19 protein-coding genes are annotated in these 25,566 nt (G+C 35.4%); 15 read left to right on the top strand and 4 right to left on the bottom strand.

Features of this window, described 5'->3' with window-relative positions; genetic code table 11:
* Positions 1-182 precede the first annotated feature (182 nt).
* From J2Y38_RS21155 to J2Y38_RS21175, 5 genes are all read left to right on the top strand, one after another.
* Complete coding sequence (locus tag J2Y38_RS21155; RefSeq protein WP_309846560.1) at positions 183-2,444, top strand: TonB-dependent receptor; 2,262 nt, start codon at positions 183-185, stop codon at positions 2,442-2,444.
* 100 nt (positions 2,445-2,544) lie between these two features.
* A complete protein-coding gene (locus J2Y38_RS21160) occupies positions 2,545-3,006 on the top strand; it encodes a thioredoxin fold domain-containing protein (RefSeq protein ID WP_309846562.1) in 462 nt (153 codons plus the stop codon).
* An 18-nt stretch (positions 3,007-3,024) separates the two neighbouring features.
* Complete coding sequence (locus J2Y38_RS21165) at positions 3,025-4,206, top strand: lycopene cyclase family protein (protein WP_309846563.1); 1,182 nt, start codon at positions 3,025-3,027, stop codon at positions 4,204-4,206.
* Positions 4,207-4,437: 231 nt separating this feature from the next.
* Positions 4,438-4,869: a metalloregulator ArsR/SmtB family transcription factor gene (locus J2Y38_RS21170; protein WP_309846565.1), complete on the top strand. Its 432-nt coding sequence runs from the start codon at positions 4,438-4,440 to the stop codon at positions 4,867-4,869.
* Between the two features lie 127 nt (positions 4,870-4,996).
* Positions 4,997-5,407 (top strand): BrxA/BrxB family bacilliredoxin, encoded by a 411-nt coding sequence (locus J2Y38_RS21175; RefSeq protein WP_309846566.1) that lies wholly within the window; start codon positions 4,997-4,999, stop codon positions 5,405-5,407.
* Between the two features lie 170 nt (positions 5,408-5,577).
* Here the strand turns inward: J2Y38_RS21175 and J2Y38_RS21180 are convergent, their stop codons facing one another.
* From J2Y38_RS21180 to J2Y38_RS21190, 3 genes are read right to left on the bottom strand one after another with little or no spacing between them, the layout of a single operon-like run.
* On the bottom strand, positions 5,578-6,945 hold the full coding sequence (locus J2Y38_RS21180; protein WP_309846568.1) for an efflux transporter outer membrane subunit: 1,368 nt from the start codon (positions 6,943-6,945) through the stop codon (positions 5,578-5,580).
* Positions 6,942-10,088, bottom strand: a complete 3,147-nt coding sequence (locus J2Y38_RS21185; protein WP_309846571.1) for a multidrug efflux RND transporter permease subunit — start codon at positions 10,086-10,088, stop codon at positions 6,942-6,944. Before J2Y38_RS21185 ends, J2Y38_RS21180 begins: the two co-directional genes overlap by 4 nt.
* A gap of 3 nt (positions 10,089-10,091) precedes the next feature.
* Positions 10,092-11,246, bottom strand: a complete 1,155-nt coding sequence (locus tag J2Y38_RS21190; protein WP_309846574.1) for an efflux RND transporter periplasmic adaptor subunit — start codon at positions 11,244-11,246, stop codon at positions 10,092-10,094.
* A 282-nt stretch (positions 11,247-11,528) separates the two neighbouring features.
* Here J2Y38_RS21190 and J2Y38_RS21195 point away from each other — a divergent pair, with 282 nt between their 5' ends.
* From J2Y38_RS21195 to J2Y38_RS21205, 3 genes are all read left to right on the top strand, one after another.
* Positions 11,529-12,887, top strand: a complete 1,359-nt coding sequence (locus J2Y38_RS21195) for a rhodanese-related sulfurtransferase (protein ID WP_309846577.1) — start codon at positions 11,529-11,531, stop codon at positions 12,885-12,887.
* A gap of 183 nt (positions 12,888-13,070) precedes the next feature.
* Complete coding sequence (locus J2Y38_RS21200; protein ID WP_309846580.1) at positions 13,071-14,312, top strand: peptidase U32 family protein; 1,242 nt, start codon at positions 13,071-13,073, stop codon at positions 14,310-14,312.
* On the top strand, positions 14,312-14,542 hold the full coding sequence (locus J2Y38_RS21205; RefSeq protein WP_309846581.1) for a ferredoxin: 231 nt from the start codon (positions 14,312-14,314) through the stop codon (positions 14,540-14,542). Before J2Y38_RS21200 ends, J2Y38_RS21205 begins: the two co-directional genes overlap by 1 nt.
* 96 nt (positions 14,543-14,638) lie before the next feature.
* Here J2Y38_RS21205 and J2Y38_RS21210 read toward each other — a convergent pair whose 3' ends face one another.
* Positions 14,639-15,451 (bottom strand): hypothetical protein, encoded by an 813-nt coding sequence (locus tag J2Y38_RS21210; RefSeq protein ID WP_309846584.1) that lies wholly within the window; start codon positions 15,449-15,451, stop codon positions 14,639-14,641.
* A gap of 337 nt (positions 15,452-15,788) precedes the next feature.
* Between J2Y38_RS21210 and J2Y38_RS21215 the strand changes: the two genes are divergently transcribed.
* From J2Y38_RS21215 to J2Y38_RS21245, 7 genes are all read left to right on the top strand, one after another.
* The gene (locus J2Y38_RS21215) at positions 15,789-17,162 is read left to right on the top strand and encodes a regulatory iron-sulfur-containing complex subunit RicT (RefSeq protein WP_309846587.1); all 1,374 of its coding nucleotides are present in this window, start codon (positions 15,789-15,791) and stop codon (positions 17,160-17,162) included.
* Positions 17,146-17,625, top strand: a complete 480-nt coding sequence (locus tag J2Y38_RS21220) for a gliding motility lipoprotein GldH (RefSeq protein WP_309846589.1) — start codon at positions 17,146-17,148, stop codon at positions 17,623-17,625. The genes J2Y38_RS21215 and J2Y38_RS21220 overlap by 17 nt, the downstream gene beginning before the upstream one ends.
* 10 nt (positions 17,626-17,635) lie before the next feature.
* Positions 17,636-19,942: a transglycosylase domain-containing protein gene (locus J2Y38_RS21225; RefSeq protein WP_309846592.1), complete on the top strand. Its 2,307-nt coding sequence runs from the start codon at positions 17,636-17,638 to the stop codon at positions 19,940-19,942.
* A gap of 323 nt (positions 19,943-20,265) precedes the next feature.
* Positions 20,266-20,967 (top strand): CoA transferase subunit A, encoded by a 702-nt coding sequence (locus tag J2Y38_RS21230; RefSeq protein WP_309846593.1) that lies wholly within the window; start codon positions 20,266-20,268, stop codon positions 20,965-20,967.
* Between the two features lie 76 nt (positions 20,968-21,043).
* A complete protein-coding gene (locus tag J2Y38_RS21235; protein WP_309846594.1) occupies positions 21,044-21,700 on the top strand; it encodes a CoA transferase subunit B in 657 nt (218 codons plus the stop codon).
* 123 nt (positions 21,701-21,823) lie between these two features.
* Positions 21,824-22,252, top strand: a complete 429-nt coding sequence (locus tag J2Y38_RS21240; RefSeq protein WP_309846596.1) for a hypothetical protein — start codon at positions 21,824-21,826, stop codon at positions 22,250-22,252.
* A gap of 323 nt (positions 22,253-22,575) precedes the next feature.
* On the top strand, positions 22,576-25,347 hold the full coding sequence (locus J2Y38_RS21245; protein ID WP_309846598.1) for a M4 family metallopeptidase: 2,772 nt from the start codon (positions 22,576-22,578) through the stop codon (positions 25,345-25,347).
* Positions 25,348-25,566 lie beyond the last annotated feature (219 nt).

Below are 25,566 nucleotides of genomic sequence, written 5' to 3' on the forward strand. Positions count from 1 at the left end.
TAGCTATGTGTGAAAGCTAGCTTTTTTGAAACGCTTAATTCAGTCCAAAAAAAAATCTATGTTTCTATGTGTTAAAATAGAAATATAACATATTGACATGAATTGAGTTATAAATTTCTAAATTTAAAATCATTATTTGTCAAATTTAATTTTTAGTTTTGTCTAAAATTAATTTTACCACGATGAAAAATTCAATTTGGATATTGATACTATTTAATTTACACTTTTCTTTTGCCCAGGAAACCTCAAAAATCTCAGGTTTTATAACCGGCAACGGACAAAAATTACAAGCCGCAAATGTTCAGTTATTAGGAACAAAACAAAAAACAGTTTCAGACAGTTTAGGTTATTATGTTTTTGAAAATGTTACTATTGAAGATGGAAAAATTCAAGCAGCTTCGACCGGATTTAAACCCGTGACCCAAAGATTTTCAATTACAAAAGGACAAAACCTAAATCTTGATATTGATTTAGAAGACAACGAAAACCAGCTTAACGAAGTAGTAGTTTCTGGAACGTTAAAACCGGTGAAACGTTTAGAAAGTGCTGTTCCCGTTGAGGTTTATTCTCCGGTTTTCTTCAAAAAAAATCCAACACCAAGTATTTATGATGCACTTCAAAATATAAACGGAGTTCGGCCGCAGTTGAATTGCGGAGTTTGTAATACGGGCGATATTCATATTAATGGTCTCGAAGGTCCGTATACTTTAGTTTTGATTGACGGAATGCCAATTGTAAGCAGTCTTTCGACAGTTTATGGTTTATCTGGAATTCCCAATTCTTTGGTAGAACGAATAGAAATCGTAAAAGGTCCGGCTTCGTCTCTTTACGGAAGTGAGGCTGTTGGGGGTTTGATTAACATTATAACTAAAAACCCAACAAATGCCCCAATGTTTTCTGCGGATTATTTCACAACTACTTATTTTGAAAACAATCTTGATTTGGGAATGAAGTTTAATGTCGGTAAAAAAGCGACTTCTCTTTTAGGTATTAATTATTTCAATTATGATATGGTCGTTGATAAAGACAACGATAATTTTACAGATGTTACGCTTTCTGACCGTATTTCGGTTTTTAATAAGTGGAGTTTTCAGCGAAATAATAATCGCCTTTTCACGATTGCAGCGCGTGGAATGTATGAAGATCGCTGGGGTGGAGACGTTCGCTGGGAGAAAAAATACAGAGGAGGAGACGAAATATACGGTGAAAGTATTTATACCAAAAGGGCAGAATTAATAGGAAGTTACCAATTGCCTTTTGAAGAAAAACTAATGCTTTCGTTTTCCGGAAATGTGCATTATCAAGACAGCCGATACGGAACGACTTCTTATATCGCCAATCAAAAAATTGGTTTTCTGCAGTTGACTTGGGATAAAAAGATTGGCAGTAATGATTTACTTGCGGGAATTGCTAACCGATATTCATATTACGACGACAATACTCCGGCAACAAAAGATGCTGAAAGTACTTGGCTGCCGGGAATTTTTGTTCAGGATGAAATTACATTTTCGCCAAAAAGCCAGGTTTTGCTGGGAGCGCGTTATGATTATAACTCGATTCACGGTTCTATTTTTACACCCAGATTTGCGTATCGTTTCAAGGCAAATGATAATACGATTTTCAGATTAAACGCCGGAACCGGATTTAGGGTTGTGAATTTATTTACCGAAGATCACGCTGCGCTTACAGGTTCACGAGAAGTTGTAATTAAAAATGATCTAAAACCCGAACAATCTGTAAACGTAAACTTGAATTACATTCAGAAAATAAACTTTAATAACGGAACTTTTATAGGAATTGAAACGACGGCTTTTTATACCCGTTTCAGCAATAAAATCATTTCAGATTACGAAACAGATCCTAATAAAATCATTTATGATAATATTGATGGTTATGCTATAAGTCAGGGAATTAGTACCAATGTAGATGTCAATTTTACCAATGGTTTAAAGTTTATTCTGGGCGCAACGGTTTTAGACAACAAAAATGTTCAGGATGGAATTTCAGAAAGACCTTTCTTAACCGAAAATTTCACAGGAACATGGAGTGTATCTTATAAAATAGAACCTTGGAATTTACTTCTGGATTATACCGGAAATGTTTATAGTCCAATGAAATTACCTTTGCTAAATGAATATGATCCTAGAAATCCAAATTCACCTTGGTACAGCATTCAGAATATTCAGTTTACCTATACAGGCTGGAAAAATTTTGAACTTTACGGAGGTGTCAAAAATTTGCTGAACTTTACTCCAAAGCAGAATAATCCGTTTTTGATTTCAAGAACAAATGATCCTTTTGATAAAAATGTGCAATACGATGCAGCTGGAAAAGTACTGAGAACTCCAGATAACCCATACGGATTGACTTTTGATACAACGTATGTTTATGGACAAAATCAAACTATTCGTGGTTTTTTTGGGTTGCGATATACTTTGAGGTAAATTTATGGGCCGCAGATTACATAACAATATAAATTGAAATAATGCAAAAAGATATATAATCATTTTAATCCGCGTCATCTGTGGGCTAAAAAACAACAACATGAAAAAGCTATTTGTAATATTCTTCTTCGGAATAACTTCAACAGGATTCTGCCAGTTAAAAAGCAGAACTTTTGAGGAAATAGATAGCTTGCAGCAAATTCAGAAACGAAAAATCATCGTTTTCATCCATACCGATTGGTGTCAGTTTTGTCAGCGAATGAAAGCTTCGGCATTTAAAAATCAGGAAATTATCGAAAAATTAAACACCAAATTCTATTTCATTGATTTCAATGCTGAAGAAAAACGAGATATTACATTTAATAATCAAATATTTAAATATAAACCTTCGGGAAATAATGTCGGCGTTCATGAACTGGCTTTACAGCTCGGAACAATTAATAATCAAATTGTATATCCGGTTTTATGCGTTTTGAATGAGAAAAATGAGATTATACTCCAGTACAGCAATTATTTGAGTCCAAAGGATTTTAACCTTCTTTTAGAAAAACTGAAAGAATAAATTTTCTTATTTTTGAGAATGAATTCTTCGCAAATTAAACACTTCGATTACATTTTTACAGGAACAGGACTGGCATCTTTAATGACAGTTTATAAAATGGTTTTATCTAAAAACTTCTCTGATAAATCAATTTTACTCTTAGATCAGGATTCGAAGAAAACAAATGACAGAACCTGGTGTTTTTGGGAAAAAGAAGATTCTATATGGAATCCGGTTATCTCTAAAAAATGGGATTTGGCATTGTTTACCAATGAAAACTTTAAACGAGATCTTGAATTAAAGCCTTATACCTATAATAAAATCAACGGATTAGATTTTTATAATTTCGTTTTTGATACTATTTCAAATCAGCAGAATATTACTTTTCTAAATGAAAAAGTAACCGATATCAACGAACTCGAAACCCATGTTTTTGTTGGTACAGAAGAAAACAGATATACCTGTAATTATTTATTCAACAGCATTTATACAAAGGCTTTCGCCGAAAGTCAAACGAAATATCCCGTTTTACAGCAGCACTTTGTAGGTTGGTTTGTAAAATCAGAATCAGAAGTCTTCAATCCTGAAGAAGTTACCTTCATGGATTTTTCGGTAGAGCAAAAAGAAAACACAAGGTTTATGTATGTTTTACCAACTTCTAAAACTGAAGCTTTGGTTGAATATACTTTGTTTTCAGAGAAACTCCTTTCGACAGAAGAATATGAAAACGAAATTCAAATCTATTTGCAAAAACTGGGAATTCAGCATTATGAAATTATCGAAAAGGAGCAGGGAAGTATTCCAATGACTTCTTGTCCATTTTGGAAGAAAAACACCAAAAGAGTTTTAAACATAGGCACTGCCGGCGGATGGACAAAAGCAAGTACGGGCTATACTTTCAAAAATTCCGATAAAAAATCTTCAGAATTAGTGAAATTTCTTTCTGATAATACTTCTCCCGAAACCACAGTATTACTCAGTATGAAAACATTTCATAAAAAAAGCCGATTCTGGTTTTATGATTTATTGCTTTTAGATATTCTGCATCGTCATAACGAATTAGGAAGCTCTATTTTTTCTTCTTTATTCAAAAAAGGAACCCCAAACTTGATTTTTAAATTCTTAGATGAAGAAACCAGTTTATTTGAAGATTTTCAAGTGATTTTAAAATGCCCAAAAGTGCCGTTTATAAAAGCATTGTTTCGAGTTTTATTCAGTTAAGATAAAAACTCAGCGTATATCAGCCTAAATCTGTAAAATCTGCGGCCCATCTTATTCTAATTTTTTTATCGCAATAAGGAGTGGATACTTTGAGAACTGTGACGTGATCGTATAAAAAAATACCTTATTATTTTATTTTTATGACTTTTTGAAGCGATTCAAAAGATGTCCCCCTAACTAATTTTGTATTTAGAAAACAATACAAAATTCATTCATCAATTGAGGCGGATTATGGGAATTACAAAGGACTTAAAATTTGATATAGAAACAGAAGCAATAGGAAAAATCTGCAAGGCGCTTGGTCACCCAACAAGAATTCAGATTATGACGCTTCTGTGGAGAAAAGACAATAGAACTTGCGGAGAAATTGTGGATTTAATCCCGTTGGCACAATCAACAATATCCAAACATTTGCTGGAATTGAAAAAAGCAAATCTGGTTGAGGTAAAATATGAAGGCAAAAAAACAATATATTCTATAGAAGTTGATAATATAGAAGTTCTTAAAAGATATGTAAGTAATTATCTTTCAACCATTGAGATTTCTGAACAGGATAAGGAAACGGTTTTAACAACAAAGCGTAAAATGAGAGGCAGAAACAGACATTTAAAACAATACAATTATCAATTTCCTGAAAAAAAAGTAAAACAAATAGCAGTTTAGATATTCTGAAATAAAAGACTTAAAATTTTATATCGAACTATAACAAAACTTTATACTTCAAATTAAGTAGTTGCGAGTAAACTTCGTAACTTTGCAGTTCAAAAGTAAAATTTAAAAGAATAAAAATATGTATCCAGAAGAAATGGTAAAACCAATGCAGGCTGAACTTACAGTTGCTGGGTTTCAAGATTTACATAGTGCCGAAGCTGTTGAGAATGCTATCAAAGCTGAAGGTACCACTTTAGTTGTTGTAAACTCTGTTTGTGGTTGTGCTGCAAGAAATGCACGTCCGGGAGCAAAAATGAGTTTAGAAGGAGCTAAAAAACCAGATCACCTTATTACAGTTTTTGCTGGTGTTGACAAAGAAGCGGTTGATGCTGCAAGACAGCATATGTTTCCTTTTCCTCCATCATCGCCATCTATGGCTTTGTTCAAAAACGGAGAATTGGTTCACATGTTAGAGCGTCACCATATCGAAGGTCGTCCAGCTGAAATGATCGCTGAGAACCTGCAAGATGCGTTTAACGAATTCTGTTAATTCTTAAGTTACTAAGGTTCTGAGGTGCTAAGATTCTAAGCTTTTTTCTTAGATTCAAAGTGACAGAGGTACAAAGATTTAAAACAAAAGCACTATGAAAATAGTGCTTTTGTTGTTTTTAAAGTATTTTTAAAATCTTAGAACCTTAGTATCTTAGCAACTCAGAACCTTCAAAAACTCCATCCCCCGCCCAGCGCTTTATACAACTGAACCATTGAACTTAATTGTTTTTGGGTTAACTGCGAAAGACTTAATTGCGCTTCAAACAAAGATCTTTGAGCATCCAGAACTTCCAGGTATGAAACATAACCATTGTAATATCTTGCGTTTGAAAGATCATAGTTTTTCTGGGCAGCAACGACTTGTCGGTTTCGGGCGGTCCATTCTTCTTTGAACATGGCCACGTTTTGAAGAGAATTTTCGACTTCGGCAATTGCGGTTAAATAGGTTTTCTGGAAGTTGAATTTCACTTCTTCGGCAATTTGTCGGTTGACATCAACACGGCGTTTGTTTTTTCCGAAGTTGAAAATTGGGCCTGCAACGCCAGCGCCAACATTCTGCATATACGAACCGTCATTAAATAAATCACCCACCATAATGCTGGTGAAACCTGCAACGGCAGCAATATTAAATGACGGATAACGCAACGCCTGCGCAACACCAATTCTTTCATAAGCCGCTTTGTATAAATATTCCTGACGTTTTACATCAGGTCTGTTTTCTAATAAAGCGGATGGAACAGAAGTTGGAAAAGTCGTTAAAATCAACAATTCGCTATTCGTTTTTCCACGCTGAATGGGTTGCGGAACTTGGCCTACTAAAATCGAAATTGAATTTTCCAACGCCGTAATCTGTCTTTTGATTAACGGAATATTCGCTTCGGCAATTGCCACTTGCTGTTCAATTTGAACTTTATCCAATTCGGCAACGTAACCGCTTATAAAACGTTCGTTAATAATGTCGTACGCCTTTTGTCTGGTTTCTAATGTATGTGTCGTAATTTCCAATTGATTGTCAAAATCCCGCAATTCAAAATAAGAAATAGCAATAGTGCTGACAATATTCGACAGAATTACTTTTCGGGCTTCATCGGTTGCTAAAAGTTCGTTTTGCAAAGCTTTATTCTGACGGCGGTATTTTCCCCAAAAATCCAGTTCCCAAGACATATTAGCCAATGCGGATGAAGGCTGCATAAAAGTTTCGGCACTATTTACCTGACCGGAATATTGAAAAGCAGGAAATAAATCAGCTTTTGCGATTCCAAGGTTGGCTTTTGCCTGTTCTAAACGCGCCAAAGCAATTTTAAGATCATAATTGTTTTGAATTCCTTTTTCGATCAGGCCAATTAAGACATCATCGTTAAATATCGATGACCATTTTATGGTTGTAACTGAATTTGTTGTGTCTTTGGACTGATTGCCAAAACGGAAAGTATCTGCCTGAGGTTGTTCGGGTTTGACATATTTTGGTCCAACCATGCATCCGTAAGGAAAAACAACCATCAAAAATAACGCTGAAAGTATTTTTAGATTTTTCATTTTTCTTCCTCTTTAGGTTCATCGATTTCCTCAGATTTTTTCTTTCCGAATGTTTCAATAAATACAAATAACACCGGAATCAGACAAACGCCCAAAATGGTGGCGACCAGCATTCCGCTAAAAACTGTCATTCCCATTACTTTTCTGGCCTGTGCTCCGGCTCCGCTTGCGGTTAACAACGGAACAACTCCCAAGATAAAAGCAAAAGCTGTCATAAGGATTGGTCGGAAACGTAATTTGGCGGCATATAATGCAGCTTCTTTAACCGGCATTCCTTTTTCATATTCTTCTTTGGCAAATTCTACAATCAGAATGGCGTTTTTTGCCGCCAGACCAATTAGCATTACGAGTCCAATTTGTGCAAAAACATTATTTACGTAATCCGGACTTAATAATCTGCAGAGATATAATCCGAGGAAAGCACCAAAAACGGCAAAAGGAGTTCCGAGTAAAACGCTGAAAGGTAATTTCCAGCTTTCGTATTGTGCGGCAAGAATTAAAAACACGAAAAACAACGCCATGATAAAAACCGTATTTCCTTTTCCTTCGGCTTGTTTTTCCTGATAACTCATATTCGCCCATTCGTAACCCATTCCAGCTGGGAGAACTTTTGCAGCGGTTTCCTGTAATGCAGTCATGGCTTCCGCCGAAGTAAATCCGGGCGAGGGCGTTCCTCCAATTTCTGCGGCGCGATACAGATTAAAACGGGTTGTAAATTCGGGACCGCTTTCTTTTCGAATGGTAGCAATACTCGTAATCGGAATCATTTTGTTATCCCGACTTCGAACAAAAATCTTATTAATGTCTTCGGGATTTACCGTAAAACTTGGATCGGCCTGAAGCAAAACAATATACTGTCGTCCGAATTTATTGAACTCGTTGATGTATTGTCCTCCTAAACTGGCACCAATAGCAAGATTAACATCGGATAAAGAAAGATTAAGTTCTGAAACTTTTTCCCGATCAATATCTAAACTAATCTGTGGAACATTGGGATTAAAGGTCGTTCGAATAGTTCCTATTTCGGGTCGTTTTTTGGCTTCGGCCATAAACCTTTGGGCATTTTGGAAAAGATATTGAGGCGTGTTTCCTTCTTTATCCTGAAGCATCATCGAGAATCCGGCGGCGTTTCCAATTCCCGTAATCGGCGGAGGTCCAAAAGCAAAGACAGTCGCTTCGGGAATTCCGAAAACTACTTTTCCGTTGACTTCTTTTAAAATCTGAAAAACATCTTGTTCGCGTTCTTTCCATTCTTTCAGAGCGACAAAGAAAAATCCATTATTGGTGGCAACCGAGTTTTTAATTAAACTGAATCCGGCAACAGAAGTATAATATTCAACTCCTTGATTTTTAGATAAGATATGTTCTACTTTTTGAATGACTTTGCTGGTTCTTTCTAAAGATGAAGCGCCGGGAAGTTCAATATTCACAAACATATAACCCTGATCTTCTTCGGGAACAAATCCGCCTGGAATTTTTCCTCCCAAAAGAATAATGGCTCCCACTACAATCCCGATAAAAATTAAACTTCGGGCTGTTTTCTTAATTAAAAAGCCTGAAAATCCGGTGTATTTATTAGTAAAATTTCCAAACTTGACATTAAACCATTTAAAGAATTTTCCGAGCCAGCCTTTTGCTTCCTGATTTGGTTTTAACAAAAGAGAACATAAAGCCGGACTTAAAGTCAAAGCACTTAATGCGGAGAAAATCACAGAAATAGCAATTGTAATGGCAAACTGCTGATACAATCTTCCGGTAATTCCCGGAGTCAAAGCAACCGGAATAAAAACGGCTGTTAATACAATTGCAATGGCAATTACCGGTCCCGAAACTTCACGCATGGCTTGGTTTGTTGCTTCTCGCGGAGACATTCCTTGTTCAATATGATGCATTACGGCTTCAACCACCACAATGGCATCGTCGACGACAATCCCAATGGCGAGTACCAATCCTAAAAGAGAAAGTACATTTATGGAAAATCCGAGTAACGGAAATAGCATAAATACTCCAATCAAAGAAACGGGAACGGTTAAAAGCGGGATTAAAGTGGCACGCCAGTTTTGCAGGAATATGAAAACTACCAGAATTACCAGAATAATGGCTTCGACTAAAGTGTGCATGATTTCGTTGATTCCTTCAGAAATAGCTAAAGTGGTGTCTAAGGAAACGGCATATTTTAAATCCTGAGGAAATCTTTTGCTGAGTTGTTCAATCGTGTTTTTTACATTTTCGGCAACTTCAAGAGCGTTGGAACCAGGCATTTGTTTGATTCCGATAGTTCCTGCGGGATTTCCATTGAGTTTGGCAACTGATGCATAACTTTCGGTTCCGAGTGTTACTGTTCCAACATCCTTCAACCTAACCTGTTGATTGTTTATGTTTGATTTTAAAATAATATTTTCGAAATCTTCAGGATTTACCAAACGATCTTTCAGCATTACATTATAGGTGAATTCGTTATTTTGCGTTGCTGGCGGTGCTCCAAATTTCCCTCCGGGCGCAATGGCGTTTTGTTCCTGAATAGATCGGATAATGTCGGGAACCGTTAAGTTGTATTTGGCCATGATATCGGGCTTGACCCAAATTCGCATGGCATAATTACTTCCTCCGTAAAGGGTAACTTCTCCAACACCTTTAATACGGGCGAGCGCATCTACAAGATTGATACTCGCATAATTGGTTAAAAAGTTATTGTCGAAAGTTTTGTTGGGAGAATACAGAGACAAAATCAACATGGGCATTGATAATGACTTTTTGGTTGTAACTCCGGTTGTTTTTACATCGTTTGGAAGTTTGTTGGTCGCTTCGGCAACTCTGTTTTGAGTTAACATAGTAGCGTTGTCCAAATCTGTTCCCATATCAAAAGTGATCGAAAGCGTCATACTTCCGTCACCAGTATTGGTCGACTGCATGTAAAGCATGTTTTCGACACCATTTACTTTTTGTTCTATTGGTGTTGCAACGGCTTGTTCCACATTTAAAGCGTTAGCTCCGCGGTAACTTGTCGAAACCTGAACGAGAGGCGGTGCAATTTCAGGATATTGCGCAATGGGCGTTGACAGAACCGAAAGTCCTCCAATAAGGACAATAAAAATGGAGAGTACAATAGCTACGATTGGTCGTCTTACAAAGAAATTATCCATAGCCTAATTGTTTAGAGATGATGCAATCTGCTTTTTATCTTTCTCGGCTACGTAGGGAACTGGAACGACTGTTGATCCAGGCTGGATAAATTGATTACCAATAATCGCGACTTTTTCGTTGGGTTTTAAACCTTTGGTAATAATCCAATCGACCCCAATTTTCTGACCCACTTCGACCATTCGGGTTTGAATGGTGTTTTTATCGTCAATAATAGAAACCTGAAATAACCCCTGAATCTCAGTTACGGCTTTTTGAGGAACGACGATAGCATCTTTCTGAGTTCGGAGTAAAACGCGGACTTTGGCAAATTGCCCGGATCGTAAAGTGCCGTCTGGATTAGGGAATTGTGCTTCAATGGTTACGGTTCCGGTTGTGGGATCTATTTTGGTGTCGGAGAAATTGAGAGTTCCTTTGTATGGATGCGTACTTCCGTCTGAAAGAATTAAAGCGAGATCCGTAATTCGTTCTCCGTCTTTGACTTGTTTTTGATATTGCAAGTAATTGGATTCGCTGACAGTAAATTGAACTCTGACTTTTTCTAGTTTTGAAACGGTATTTAGTTTAGAGTCATTTCCAATTTTGGTGATATAATCTCCCAATCTAGCATTCGAAAGGCCAATAACGCCATCGATTGGGGAGAGGATATTGCAGTAACTTCTTTCTATCTGCTGATTTCGTAAACTTGCCTGAATACTGTTTAGGTTAGATTTAGCGGCTTTGTCTTTGGCTACAGCCGCATCTAATTCTCTTTTACTTACGGCATTCATATCTGCAAGCGGACGAATTCTTTTTAATTCTTCTTCGGCATTTACAACATTACTCTGTGCAGCAGCTACCTGACCGCGAACTTGTTCCACTTTTGTATCGTATTCCAGCGGATCAATGGTATATAATAATTGTCCTTTTTTAACGCGCTGACCTTCTTTGAAGTGAATTCCGGTCAGAATTCCGTCAACTCTGGCGATTAATTCAATGTCTAAATCCCCAAAAGTCTGTCCCGCAAAATCTTTGTAAATGGGGACATCTTCACTCTTGACGGTTACAAAAGGCGCCTGCATGGGAGGAGGGGCTTTCGGTTTTTCTTTTTTACAAGAGATGAAAATTGTTAGTAGTAAAAGAATTGGGAAGAGTGGTTTGGGTAGTTTTAAAGCATTCATAATCATAAATGTTAAAATTGTACCTTATAAATTTAGTGAAATTTTTATAACGTATTGATAAACAGTATTTATTTTTTATTAATGCAATAAAGTTGCAAATTTAGAATCACAAAGATTATATCCCAAAAACAAAAAATGAAATGAACTTATATCACTTATAGGGTTTAAAACAGGGTTAGTTAATTGTTTTTTGAAATCGAAAAGAAAAACCTACCTTTGCGCCCGAATTCACTCAGAAAATAGAATTCGATTATATATTCTTAACTTAAAACTGTTTATAGCATGCAACTGTACAACACTTTGAGCGCAGAAGAAAGAGCTGTCATGATCGATGATGCAGGTAAACAACGTCTTACGTTGTCTTTCTATGCGTATGCCAAAATTGAAGATCCCAAAAAATTTCGCGATGATTTATTTCTAGCCTGGAACGCACTTGATGCTTTAGGCCGAATTTATGTTGCCAATGAAGGAATAAATGCTCAAATGAGTATTCCGGAAGAAAATTTGGAAGCTTTTAGAACAACTCTTGAAGTTTATGATTTCATGAAAGGCATTCGTTTGAATGAAGCTGTAGAACATGATGACCATTCGTTTTTAAAATTGACTATTAAAGTGCGTCACAAAATCGTTGCCGACGGTTTGAATGATGATACTTTTGATGTAACTAATATTGGCGTTCACTTGAAAGCTAAGGAATTCAACGAGATTCTTGATGATCCAAATACGATTGTGGTTGATTTTAGAAATCACTACGAAAGTGAAGTTGGACATTTTAAAAATGCGATTACTCCAGATGTTGAAACATTTAGAGAGAGTTTACCCATAATTAATGATCAGCTTAAAGATCACAAAGAGGATAAAAATCTGGTAATGTATTGTACTGGAGGAATTCGTTGCGAGAAAGCTAGTGCTTATTTCAAACATCAGGGTTTTAAAAACGTATTTCAGTTAGAAGGCGGAATCATTAATTACGCTAAACAAATTGAAGCGGAAGGTTTAGAAAGTAAATTCATTGGGAAAAACTTCGTATTTGATAATCGTCTTGGCGAAAGAATCACCGATGATATTATTTCACAATGTCACCAATGCGGAAAACCTTGCGACAATCACACCAACTGTGAAAATGACGGTTGTCATTTGTTGTTTATTCAATGTGATGAATGTAAAGCTGCAATGGAAAACTGCTGTTCTACAGAATGTTTAGAGATTATTCATATGCCTTTGGTTGATCAGGTTCGTTTGAGAACTGGGAAACAAGTTGGAAACAAAGTGTTTAGAAAAGGAAAATCTGAAAATCTAAAATTCAAACATTCAGGTGAATTGCCAAATACTGCATTGGCAGCAGCCGAAAAACCAGTTGATATTCGTCAAAAAGTAAAAGTAAAAAAAGTACTTCTTGGAAAAGCAGAACATTATTATGTAAAAGCTCAAGTGGGACAATTTACTATTGAAAATCAAGAGTTGAACGTTGGAGATAAAATCTTAATTTCTGGACCAACTACAGGTAATCAAGAATTGGTTTTAGACAAAATGATTGTTAATGAAGTTCAAGCTTCAACAGCAAAAATTGGCGATAAAGTTACTTTTGAGGTTCCTTTCAGAATTAGATTGTCTGATAAAATATACAAGATTTTAGATTGAATTTAATATGAGTGTTGCGGCATTTACGTTAAATTTTGATAATATAGAACAAAGCCCACGGTTTCAATCGTGGGCTTTTTTAATGATATACTGCGAATAATTTTTAAAATTAGACTATGATAAAAATCATAGGAATCTCATCTATACCCACATTATTTTTGTCATTTGAATAATAAATCAAAAATGACAGATACCAACAAAATCGAACTCATGTCTCCAGCCGGAGATTTTGAGTCACTTCAGGCTGCGCTAGATAATGGTGCAGATTCTATTTACTTTGGAGTAGAACAACTCAATATGCGTGCACGTTCAACGGTAAATTTTACAGTTGAAGATTTAAAAGAAATAGCGAATCGCTGCGAAGCAAAAAACGTTCGAAGCTATCTTACTTTAAACACCATTATTTACGATCACGATTTATCTGTTGTAAAAACATTATTGAACAAAGCTAAAGAGGCAAACATTACAGCCGTAATTGCATCTGATCAAGCTGTAATTGCTATGGCGAGATCAATAGGAATGGAAGTTCATATTTCAACCCAGCTGAATGTAACCAATATCGAAACCATAAAATTTTACAGTTTATTTGCCGATACTATGGTTTTAAGCCGAGAATTAAGCTTGCGTCAAATAAAGAATATTACGGCTCAAATTGAAAAAGAACAGATAAAAGGTCCAAACGGAAATTTAGTCGAAATTGAAATTTTTGGACATGGAGCTTTATGTATGGCGGTTTCAGGGAAATGTTATTTGAGTTTACATTCGCATAATTCATCTGCAAATCGTGGAGCATGCAAACAAAACTGCCGAAAAAAATATACTGTTATCGATCAGGAAACGGGTTTTGAAATCGAACTCGATAACGAATATATGATGTCGCCAAAAGATTTATGTACGCTGGATTTCTTAGATCAGGTTATAGATTCGGGAATTCAGGTTTTAAAAATCGAAGGACGAGGCCGTGCGCCGGAATATGTGGCAACAGTTATCAAAACATATCGTGAAGCTATTGATGCCTATTACGAAGGGACTTTCACAAAAGAAAAAATCACAGTTTGGATGCAGGCTTTAGAAACTGTTTACAATCGCGGATTCTGGTCAGGATATTATCTGGGACAGGAATTAGGCGAGTGGAGCGCTATTCCGGGATCTGCAGCAACGCAGAAGAAAGTTTATGTTGGAAAAGGAACACATTATTTCCCAAAAGCTAACGTAGGGCAGTTTAAAATTGAAGCTTACGATATTAAAATTGGAGATAAAATTTTGGTTACAGGTCCAAGTACGGGCGCTCAGGAAATGATTATCGACGAAATGTTTGTAAACGATCTTGAAGCTGAAAAAGCAACAAAAGGAGATGATTGTACATTTAAACTTCCGTTTAGAATCAGAATGTCGGACAAATTATATAAAATTGTTGAGGCATAATGGTTATTGTTACTTTACAAAGAGATAAATGTATTGGCTGTAATTACTGTGTTGAAATGGATCCAATACATTTTCAAATGTCCAAAAAAGATGGGAAATCGGTTTTGATTCACTCGGTAAACGCAAAAGGCTTTTTTACATTAAAATCACCAAATCATACAATTGTAGAAAGCTGTGAACTGGCAGCAAAGGTTTGTCCGGTTAAGATCATTACAGTTAAAGAGACTTAGAAAAGAATATTATATAAAAATAAAAACCCATATTTTGCTATTTACAAATATGGGTTTTTAATATTTATTTCTCTTTAGAATTGCTTCACTGCAGAATTATTCTATTGTTACAGAAGGTTTAATCTGAATATAATCATGTTTGTTTTCGACCTCTTTGTCTAGAAAAACGATATAATTGCTTAAATAGTTCGAGAGATTACGATCTTCAATTATTTGCTGTTCGGCATTATAAAATCGGGTTGAATGTATAAAGCTTTCTAAATCAAGTGTTTTTTTAGATTTGAATCTGGGCCTGGTTTGTTCGTCAAATTCTTCAAAGAAAAAAGTGCCATTTTTAGAAGTGCCGCTGTCTTTTAATAAATACCGTTTAGGGTTAACTGTTGGATAAGATTCATAAATGTATTTATTATCTAATTTAAAAAAGAGTGTATCCTTTCTTCTATTTTCAATAATTTTTGAATCTTTCTGTATAGGATAGTAAGAGATATATTCTAAACTTTTAGCTTGAATTAATTGATTGCAATCATCAAAAAAAATCACGTATTTATCAGTTAAAGAATCTTTTAGTTTCCATTTGTCTACTATTTTATTAGAATTCCCGTCATGATAAAACTTTTTGTTTTCAATGTAATCTTTTATGGAGATTATATTTTTTGGTTTAATGTTTTTTGCTGCAACAGAATCGCCACTAAAAAAAACATAGCCATCGGTATTTGTCTGTCTAAACTGCATTTTTTCGAACGCCAGTTTTTTGGTATAATTTTCATTTGAAAGCTTTAATTCAAACGCTGGCGATATGGTGTAATATTTATCAACGCTAAAAAAGAGTGTGTCTTTTTTACTATCATTGACTTGGGCCGTCAAACTAATCAAGGGAAGCATTGCGATAAATAATAAATATGTTCTCATGTTTAAAGAATCAATGATTATCTTGAATATTGATTTGTATAATTTTGTCTTAACCGTAATACAATTTTTACAAGCGTGCAAAGTTATTCCTAAATTTTTATTGAAGTAAGAATAACGTTTTAAAATTTACAAAATTGTAAGTTAAATATTTCAAAATAAAACAATCAAAGTACTATACGCAATTCAATTACAATATTTTTACTTAATAATCAGTTGTTTAGTCTTTTAACACCCCTTTAGAATTAATCTATAAATAGCCAAATAAAAAAAATACTATCTTTACCGATCAAACGTTTATGAACTTAAGCTGCGCTTTAGCGGCACTACATATATAATTATGGCATGTACAAGTTGTTCAACCTCAGATGGTGGCGCACCAAAAGGTTGTAAAAATAATGGGACTTGCGGCACCGATAGCTGCAATAAATTGACGGTTTTTGACTGGCTTTCTAACATGAGCCCGTCTAATGGAGAGGCGATTTTTGATTGTGTTGAGGTTCGTTTTAAAAACGGACGTAAGGAATTTTTTAGAAATTCAGAAAAATTAACTTTAAGTATTGGTGATATTGTAGCAACTGTTGCTTCACCGGGACATGATATAGGGATTGTTACTTTGACAGGAGAATTGGTTAAAATTCAAATGAAGAAAAAAGGAGTAAATCCGGATAGTAATGAAGTTCCTAAAATTTACAGAAAAGCATCTCAAAAAGATATTGACATTTGGTCTGTAGCGCGTGATCGTGAAGAACCAATGAAAGTTCGCGCACGTGAATTGGCGATTCAGCATAAACTGGAAATGAAAATATCTGATATTGAATTTCAGGGAGACGGATCAAAAGCAACTTTTTATTACACCGCAAATGACAGAGTCGATTTTAGGCTTTTAATTAAAGATTTCGCAAAAGAATTCAGCACGAGAGTGGAGATGAAACAAGTTGGTTTCCGTCAGGAAGCGGCTCGTTTGGGCGGAATTGGTTCTTGCGGAAGAGAACTTTGCTGTTCAACATGGCTTACTGATTTTAGAAGTGTAAATACATCTGCAGCACGTTATCAGCAATTATCACTAAATCCGCAAAAATTAGCCGGACAATGTGGTAAACTAAAATGCTGTTTGAACTATGAGTTAGATACTTATATGGACGCGTTAAAGGATTTTCCGGATTACGATACTAAATTAGTAACCGAAAAAGGAGATGCTGTCTGCCAAAAACAAGATATTTTTAAAGGATTAATGTGGTTTGCCTACACTAATAATTTTGCAAACTGGCATGTTTTAAAAATTGATCAGGTAAAAGAAATTATTGCCGAAAACAAACAAAAAAACAAAGTTTCTTCTTTAGAAGATTTTGCAATCGAAGTTACTTCAGAGCCTGAAAAAGACTTTAATAACGCAATGGGTCAGGAAAGTTTAACCCGTTTCGATCAGCCAAAAAGAAAGAAAAAACCAAATCGCAAACGCAAAAATGCTGAAAATGCAGTTGTTGCAGCACCTGAAAAACCAAAACAGGCGAGTAACAACAATAATAAACCTGCCGGAGGAAATGTAAATCCGAATCAGCAGCAGAACAAACAAAACAACCCAAATAAACCAAATCATAAGAACAAGCCGAATCCGAATAAAAACAATTCGAACAAGCCAGCTTCAAATGAAAATAAACCAGCTGAACCTAGAAAACCTATAATTATCACAAAAAATGAGAATAAAAAATAGCGTGATTCTTCTTTTGGCGGCGGTACTTCTTTTTTCGTGCGATAAAAAAAGAGTATTCGACGAGTACAAATCTGTTGGAAGTGCCTGGCACAAAGACAGCGTTGTAACCTTTGACCTGCCAGTTTTAGATTCTACCAAAAAGTACAATTTGTTTGTAAATTTGAGAGATAACAACAATTATCCTTTCAATAATTTATTTTTGATTGTGGCTATTGAAACGCCAAGCGGTTTCACAAAAGTGGATACTTTAGAATACCAAATGGCAAATCCTGATGGAACATTAATGGGAAATGGTTTTACTGATATTAAAGAAAGTAAGCTTTTTTACAAAGACAATGTAACGTTTAAAGGAAAATACAAAGTTCATATCAAACAAGCCGTTAGAGAATCAGGTAAAATTCCTGGAGTTGAGGCTTTAGATGGTATTACAGACGTAGGTTTTAGAATAGAACAAAAAGATTAGAAAAATAGTTATGGCTGCTAAAAAAAACAATCAAACCAATACCGTAAAGGATATTAATTATTACAAAAAGAAATTCTGGAGAATTTTTGCCTATTCACTTTTAGGCGTTCTGGCTTTCTTTTTATTTGCCTCTTGGGGATTTTTCGGTTCAATGCCTTCTTTTGAAGACTTAGAAAACCCGGATTCTAATTTGGCTACCGAGATTATTTCTTCAGATGGAGTTGTAATTGGTAAATATTTCAAAACCAACAGATCACAACTTAAATACTCTGATTTACCAAAAAGCTTAGTGGAAGCTTTAGTTGCTACCGAAGATGCTCGTTTCTACGAACATTCAGGAATTGACGGACGCGGAACATTAAGAGCTGTTTCTAGTTTAGGAACAAACGGTGGAGCGAGTACATTAACACAACAGCTTGCAAAACAATTATTTCACGGAGAAGGTTCTAAATTTCTTCCTTTTAGAATTGTACAAAAAATAAAAGAATGGATTATAGCCATTCGTCTGGAAAGACAATATACAAAGAATGAAATCCTTGCCATGTACTGCAACGTATATGATTTCGGAAATTATTCTGTTGGGGTAAGTTCTGCAGCGCAGACTTATTTCTCAAAAGATCCAAAAGATTTAACAATGGACGAATCAGCTATTTTGGTTGGAATGTTCAAAAATTCAGGATTATACAATCCGGTTAGAAATCCTGAAGGAGTAAAAAACCGTCGTAATGTTGTGCTTTCGCAGATGGCAAAAGCAAAAATGATTACGGAGTCTGAAAAAGAAAGATTACAGGCTTTACCAATTGCATTAAAATTCAAATTAGAAAGCCACCGCGAAGGAACAGCTACTTATTTTAGAGAATATCTTCGTGATTACATGAAAAAATGGGTAACAGAAAACAAAAAACCAGACGGATCTGATTACGACATTTACAAAGATGGTTTGAAAATTTACACAACCATCGATTCGAGAATGCAGTCTTATGCAGAAGAAGCAGTTTCTGAACACATGAAAAATTTACAACAGCAATTTTTTATTGAAATGAAAACCAATAAAAATGCGCCTTTCGTAAATATTACACAAGCAGAGACAGACAGAATCATGATGCAGGCCATGAAAAATTCTGACCGCTGGGCTCAAATGAAAGATGCCGATAAAAGTGAAGATGATATCATTGCTTCTTTCAAAGTAAAAACAAGAATGCGTGTGTTTACATGGAAAGGTGAGCGTGATACAATCATGACTCCATTAGATTCTATACGTTATTACAAACACTTCTTGCAATCAGGATTAATGGCAATGGAACCTCAAACAGGTAACATTAAAGCCTGGGTTGGAGGAATCAATTACAAATATTTCCAATACGATCACGTAGGTCAGGGAGCAAGACAAGTAGGGTCTACATTTAAACCTTTCGTTTATGCAACTGCGATCGAAGAATTAAATATGTCTCCTTGCGACTCTATTCTTGATGGACCATTTATGATTCATAAAGGACGCCACCACGTAACAGAAGACTGGGAACCAAGAAACTCTGACAACAGATACCGCGGAATGGTAACCTTGAAGCAAGGTTTGGCAAACTCTATCAATACAGTTTCTGCAAAATTAATTGACAGAACTGGTCCGGAAGCCGTTGTAGATTTGACTAGAAAATTAGGTGTAAAAACTGAAATTCCGGTACAGCCTTCAATCGCATTAGGAGCTGTAGATATTACAGTTGAAGATATGGTTGCCGCATACAGCACATTTGCAAATCAGGGAGTTTATGTAAAACCTCAGTTTTTAAGCCGAATTGAAAATAAAAGCGGTGAAGTTATTTACGAGCCAATTCCGGAATCTCACGACGTTTTAAATAAAGATATTGCCTTTGCAGTAATCAAATTATTAGAAGGTGTAACCGAAACCGGTTCTGGAGCACGTTTACGTACGCAGGGCGGAGGAAGTGGAGATAACCGCTGGACAGGATATCCATACATGTTCAAAAACCCAATTGCTGGTAAAACAGGAACAACACAAAACCAGTCAGACGGTTGGTTTATGGGAATGGTTCCAAATTTAGTAACCGGAGTCTGGGTAGGATGCGAAGATCGTTCGGCACGTTTCAAAAGCTTAACTTACGGACAAGGAGCTACGGCAGCATTACCGGTTTGGGCCTACTTTATGAAAAAATGTTATGCAGATGAAGGACTTCAAATCTCAAAATCAGAATTTGAGCGTCCGGCAAATCTTTCTATAAAAGTAGATTGTTACCAAAGACCAGCTGTTGTGAAAGATACAACGCAGACAGAACAAAACACAGACGAATTTGAGTTATAAACTTAAATTCAGTTTCATATAAAAATATCCTTTTGTGCTTTCAGAGAGAAAGATTACAAAAGGATATTTTTTTGAACTCAATTTTTATTTAACACATAGAAACATAGACTTTCAGATTTTAAATGAAGATGAAAAAAAGCAAGCTTTTACACATAGCTATGTTTGTTAATGCAAGTGAAATGCCTTTTTTCATATTCAAAATCTATGTTTCTATGTGTTAGAACTAAACAACTAATTTTGAATTTATTTTTTACGAAATCGATATAATTCCATCTAAAAATCTTATTTTTATCAAAAATATACGGTAATAAAGACAGTTTGTTATGATAACAAAAAAAGTTAAGAATGTTCAGGAAGCTATTGCAGGAATTGAAACCGGAATGACAGTTATGTTTGGCGGATTTGGTTTATGCGGAATTCCGGAAAATACAATTGCAGCATTGGTAAACACTCCAATTTCAGATTTAACTTGTATTTCAAACAATGCAGGTGTAGATGATTTTGGTTTAGGACTGCTTTTGCAAAAGAAACAGATTAAAAAAATGATTTCCTCTTATGTAGGTGAAAATGCTGAGTTCGAACGCCAGATGCTTTCAGGAGAATTGGAAGTTGAATTAACGCCGCAGGGAACTTTAGCAGAAAGATGCCGTGCCGCTCAAGCCGGAATTCCTGCTTTTTTTACTCCAGCAGGTTACGGAACTGAAGTTGCAGAAGGAAAAGAAGTCCGCGAATTCAACGGTAAAATGCACATTATGGAAGAAGCTTTCAAAGCCGACTTTGCGATTGTAAAAGCATGGAAAGGCGATGAAGCCGGAAATCTGATTTTTAAAGGAACTGCCAGAAACTTTAATGCTTGTATGGCCGGTGCCGGAAAAATTACAATTGCTGAGGTTGAAGAACTGGTTCCCGTTGGCACTTTAGATCCAAATCAAATTCATATTCCGGGAATTATGGTACAACGTATCTTTCAGGGAGAAAAATTTGAAAAGAGAATCGAGCAGCGCACCGTAAGACAGAGAGCATAATTAGATAATGAGATAATTTGTCAATTAGATAAGCATTATCTAATTATCAAATTTTCTAATTGACACATAAAAAAATATGGCACTTAGTAAAGAAGATATAGCAAAACGAATTGCAAAAGAAGTTAAAGACCGATATTTTGTAAACCTTGGAATAGGAATTCCAACTTTGGTTGCAAATTATGTCAGAGAAGATATTGCCGTTGAATTTCAAAGCGAAAACGGAGTTTTGGGTATGGGACCTTTTCCTTTTGCCGGAGAAGAAGACGCTGATATTATCAATGCAGGAAAACAAACCATAACGACATTGCCAGGAGCCAGTTTCTTTGATTCGGCTTTTAGTTTCGGAATGATCCGTAGTCAAAAAGTAGATTTAACTATTTTAGGCGCAATGGAAGTTTCTGAAAACGGAGATATCGCAAACTGGAAGATTCCCGGAAAAATGGTAAAAGGAATGGGAGGCGCAATGGATTTAGTGGCTTCCGCCGAAAATATAATTGTTGCGATGATGCACGTGAACAAAGCAGGAGAATCTAAAATCTTAAAAAAATGTACTTTGCCATTAACAGGCGTAGGATGCGTTAAAAAGATTGTAACCGAACTTGCAGTTCTCGAAGTAACAGAAAAGGGTTTTAAGCTCTTAGAACGAGCGCCAGGTATTTCAGTTGAGGACATTGTTGCTTCAACAGAAGCAGATTTGATAATTGAAGGTGAAATTCCCGAAATGGATATCTGATTTTAATCTTTCAGCTAATTTATATAAAAGAGAATCTTCATTATTGAAGATTCTCTTTTTTTATCCTTTGAGACTAAATAACAAGAATCTTTTTAGTTTTGTTGTGAATTAAAAAACACACATTTGGAAAAGTTTGAAATAGATATTAAATGGGGAAGCTATTTTTTTATAGTAAATATGACCATTTCGATTATAATAATGTTGTTAATGTATTTAATTAATAGCTACAGTTTAGTATATCTATCAGACTTTCTGATACCACTTTTTATCGTTCAACTGATTTATTTTACTATTAAAGCTGTAAGGGAAAATAATAAATATGATTTAAATAAAGGTTTTCGAAAGATTTTTGTATTTGTTAGACTTTTGGTTTTCTATTTCATGTTAATATCATTTTCAGATGGAAGAACAAATATTTGGTGTTTTTCATTATTACTTCCTTACAGAAAAAAGGATATTTCAGAATTAGTTGAAAATGATTCAAATAGAGATGATGAAATTACATTGAAAGAATTTATGGTTAGATTAAAAAGAAAGTTCTCCAGAACATAATCATTTTTGCATATACTGAAATAAAAAAACCGCCTTTTGGGCGGTTTTTTTATTTCTATTTTGATCAATTTAAAGGATTTTGTCTGTATTTCAGTACATTAAAAATAATTGATATATTAATTTTCGCACATATTTGCTGCTTAATTCTTATGCTTTGTTATATAAAAGTTAAATTTATGTAAAAAATGTTGCATTTTATCGATTAACGGCAAATTTCATCGATTATCTAACAAAATTAAAATACTTTTATCTCAAATTTAAGTATTTACTTACTTTAATTGATTTCAAAAATTATTTTAACCAAACTAAACCCCCCACTTATTATGAAAAAAAAATTACCAAAGATTATTGTGACCGCAATTATTCTTAATTTTTCTTTTTCTGCCTTTGCACAAGTTCAAAAAGACGACAAACGTGTAGAGGAGAAAAGCGTTTCAGAAAACGGACAACCCAACTTGATTAAGTTTAATGAACTTTCAAGTTATAAGAGTTCAGAATCGCAAAAGGTTTTTAAAGAACAATTAGGTTTAAAAGATTCTCAATCCTTCACAAAAATTAAAACAGAATCGGATAAACAAGGTTACACACATGAAAAATTTCAATTGTATGAACAAGGAATTAAAGTAGAATTTGCCAATTATACTTTACATTCAAAAGATGGGAAATTAGTTTCTATGAACGGTGAATTCTATAACATCGAAAATGTGAAACTAGCTCCGTCACTTTCTGCACAAGATGCTTTTAATAAAGCATTGGGTTATACCCGCGCAACCGAATACCTTTGGGACAAACCACAAGACGCTCGCGAACTGGGTTATGAAAAACCAAAAGGAGAACTGGTTTTACTTCCGGATATGGAACAGCAAGGTCAAAAAAGAGGAAGCGACAAAGTTCGTTTAGCCTACAAATTTGATATCTATGCAACAAAACCATTAAGCCGTGGAGATCTTTACATTGATGCTGAAACTGGAAAAGCATTGTTTTATAATGCCACTATAAAACACTTGAACGACAATGTTCACGGAAGTAAGGTTTCAAATTCTGCTAAAAATGAAACAGCTTCAAAAATGGCATTCGTTGCAGCAAATGCAGCTACACGCTACAGCGGAACGCAGACCATTCAAACTACGTTAAACGGTTCATCTTATATTTTACTTGACGGAACTCGTGGTTTAGGAATTCAAACTTATAATTCTGCGAGAACGGCGACTTATCCAACAACAAACTTTTCTGATGCAGATAATAACTGGATAGAATATAACAACACCAACAAAGACAATGGAGCACTTGATGCACATTGGGGAGCTGAAATGACATATGATTATTGGTCAGCTGTTCATGGAAGAAACAGTTTTGACAATGCAGGTGCAAAAATTAAAAGCTACGTGCATTATAATTTAATCGCTGCTGGATATTCAAGCAATAATAATGCTTTCTGGAATGGAAGTGTTATGACTTACGGAGATGGAAGCGGTACAGGCGGATTCGATATTTTAACTTCACTTGATGTTGCAGGTCACGAAATTGGTCACGCTGTATGTACTTACACAGCAAACTTAGCATACCAAAAAGAATCTGGAGCCATGAACGAAGCGTTCTCTGATATTTGGGCAGCTTGTATTGAATACCATTCAGCACCAACAAAATCAATTTGGTTAGTTGGAGAAGATATTGAAAGAAGAAGCGGACACGTTGCTTTACGTTCTATGAGTGATCCAAATGCAGAAGGACAGCCGGACACTTACGGAGGAACATATTGGGTAAACGTAAACTGTACACCAACAAACAACAATGACCAATGTGGAGTACACACAAATTCTGGTGTTTTAAACCATTGGTTTTACATCCTTTCGGTAGGTAAATCAGGAACAAATGACATTGGAAATGCATATAATGTTACTGGAATTACTATCGATAAAGCAGAAAAAATTGCTTTCCGTTTAGAAGATTTTTATTTAGGAGCGAACTCAACTTATGCTAACGCAAGAACTTACGGAATACAATCTGCTATTGATTTATACGGAGCAGGTTCTGCAGAAGTTATTGCAACAACAAATGCATTTTACGCAGTAGGAGTTGGAGCCGCATATTCTGGAGGAGGTAGTGATACAACTGCACCATCTGCACCAACTAGTTTAGCAGCTTCTGGAACAACAGGAACTACTACAAACTTGACTTGGACAGCTTCTACAGATAATGTTGCCGTTACCGGATATGATATTTACCAAGGAGCAACGCTTAAAGGTTCTTCAACAACAACTTCATATACTGTAACTGGATTAACACCTTCAACAGCTTATACTTTCAGCGTAAAAGCTAAAGATGCTGCCGGAAATATTTCTGCTGCAAGTAATACAGTAAACGTAACGACTACAACAACTTCTGTAATATATTGTTCATCACAAGGAAACGACGCAACTGATGAAAGAATCGGTAAAGTTGTTTTCGGAACAATTAATAATACTTCAACAGCAACAACAGGTTATGAAAATTATAGTGCTATTTCTACAAATGCAGCAAGAGGAACTGCCTATACAATTACAATAACTCCAACATGGACATCGACAGTTTATAATGAAGGGTACGGAGTATTCATCGATTATAACCAAGATGGTGATTTCTCAGATTCTGGAGAAACAGTATGGACAAAAACAGCATCAAAAACAACTCCGGTAACAGGGACAATTACAATTCCGGCAACAGCAGCTTTAGGAACAACTAAATTAAGAGTTTCTTTGAAATATAACGGAGTTCCAACTGCTTGTGAAAGTTTCTCATACGGACAAGTTGAAGATTACTCTATAAACATTACAGCTTCTGGAACAGTTGCAGCAGAAGAAATCACAGCAGGATTAGTTGAAACTGCTGCGCCAGCTGGTTTTGCAGTATATCCAAATCCGGTTGAAAGCGAATTAAATGTTTCAATTTCAGAAGTAAATGGATATTCATATAAAATCTTAAATTCATTAGGACAGCAGCTTGGTTCAGGACAAGTGGCAGGCGCAATTGATGTAAGTAAATTAAGCACAGGAATTTATCTTATCGAATTAAATAATGGAGATAAGAAAATCGTGAAGAAATTTGCTAAAAAATAAAAACCCGAATTAGTAGATAAGAGGCCTCGCAATTTTGCGGGGCTTTTTTCTAGGGTTTTTTAACGCAAAGAGCGCAGAGATTTTTACCGCAAAGGGCGCTAAGGTTTTTCGCAAAGTTCGCAGAAGTTTTTATTTCTTTATTAAAGAATCTCGCAAAGTCGCAGAGTCGCAAAGATTATTGTTTAGATTCAATAGCGTCCAGCTTTAGCTGGATGGTAA

The organism is Flavobacterium sp. 2755, from assembly GCF_031455715.1.
Classification (GTDB): Bacteria; Bacteroidota; Bacteroidia; order Flavobacteriales; family Flavobacteriaceae; genus Flavobacterium.

Coding starts and splice junctions, on each gene's coding strand:
- J2Y38_RS21215 (WP_309846587.1), top strand. CDS start 15,789: ATGGCATGTACAAGTTGTTCAACCTCAGATGGTGGCGCACCAAAAGGT.
- J2Y38_RS21175 (WP_309846566.1), top strand. CDS start 4,997: ATGTATCCAGAAGAAATGGTAAAACCAATGCAGGCTGAACTTACAGTT.
- J2Y38_RS21200 (WP_309846580.1), top strand. CDS start 13,071: ATGACAGATACCAACAAAATCGAACTCATGTCTCCAGCCGGAGATTTT.
- J2Y38_RS21230 (WP_309846593.1), top strand. CDS start 20,266: ATGATAACAAAAAAAGTTAAGAATGTTCAGGAAGCTATTGCAGGAATT.
- J2Y38_RS21235 (WP_309846594.1), top strand. CDS start 21,044: ATGGCACTTAGTAAAGAAGATATAGCAAAACGAATTGCAAAAGAAGTT.
- J2Y38_RS21190 (WP_309846574.1), bottom strand. CDS start 11,246: ATGAATGCTTTAAAACTACCCAAACCACTCTTCCCAATTCTTTTACTA.
- J2Y38_RS21245 (WP_309846598.1), top strand. CDS start 22,576: ATGAAAAAAAAATTACCAAAGATTATTGTGACCGCAATTATTCTTAAT.
- J2Y38_RS21165 (WP_309846563.1), top strand. CDS start 3,025: ATGAATTCTTCGCAAATTAAACACTTCGATTACATTTTTACAGGAACA.
- J2Y38_RS21170 (WP_309846565.1), top strand. CDS start 4,438: ATGGGAATTACAAAGGACTTAAAATTTGATATAGAAACAGAAGCAATA.
- J2Y38_RS21205 (WP_309846581.1), top strand. CDS start 14,312: ATGGTTATTGTTACTTTACAAAGAGATAAATGTATTGGCTGTAATTAC.
- J2Y38_RS21220 (WP_309846589.1), top strand. CDS start 17,146: ATGAGAATAAAAAATAGCGTGATTCTTCTTTTGGCGGCGGTACTTCTT.
- J2Y38_RS21225 (WP_309846592.1), top strand. CDS start 17,636: ATGGCTGCTAAAAAAAACAATCAAACCAATACCGTAAAGGATATTAAT.
- J2Y38_RS21195 (WP_309846577.1), top strand. CDS start 11,529: ATGCAACTGTACAACACTTTGAGCGCAGAAGAAAGAGCTGTCATGATC.
- J2Y38_RS21160 (WP_309846562.1), top strand. CDS start 2,545: ATGAAAAAGCTATTTGTAATATTCTTCTTCGGAATAACTTCAACAGGA.
- J2Y38_RS21185 (WP_309846571.1), bottom strand. CDS start 10,088: ATGGATAATTTCTTTGTAAGACGACCAATCGTAGCTATTGTACTCTCC.
- J2Y38_RS21155 (WP_309846560.1), top strand. CDS start 183: ATGAAAAATTCAATTTGGATATTGATACTATTTAATTTACACTTTTCT.
- J2Y38_RS21210 (WP_309846584.1), bottom strand. CDS start 15,451: ATGAGAACATATTTATTATTTATCGCAATGCTTCCCTTGATTAGTTTG.
- J2Y38_RS21180 (WP_309846568.1), bottom strand. CDS start 6,945: ATGAAAAATCTAAAAATACTTTCAGCGTTATTTTTGATGGTTGTTTTT.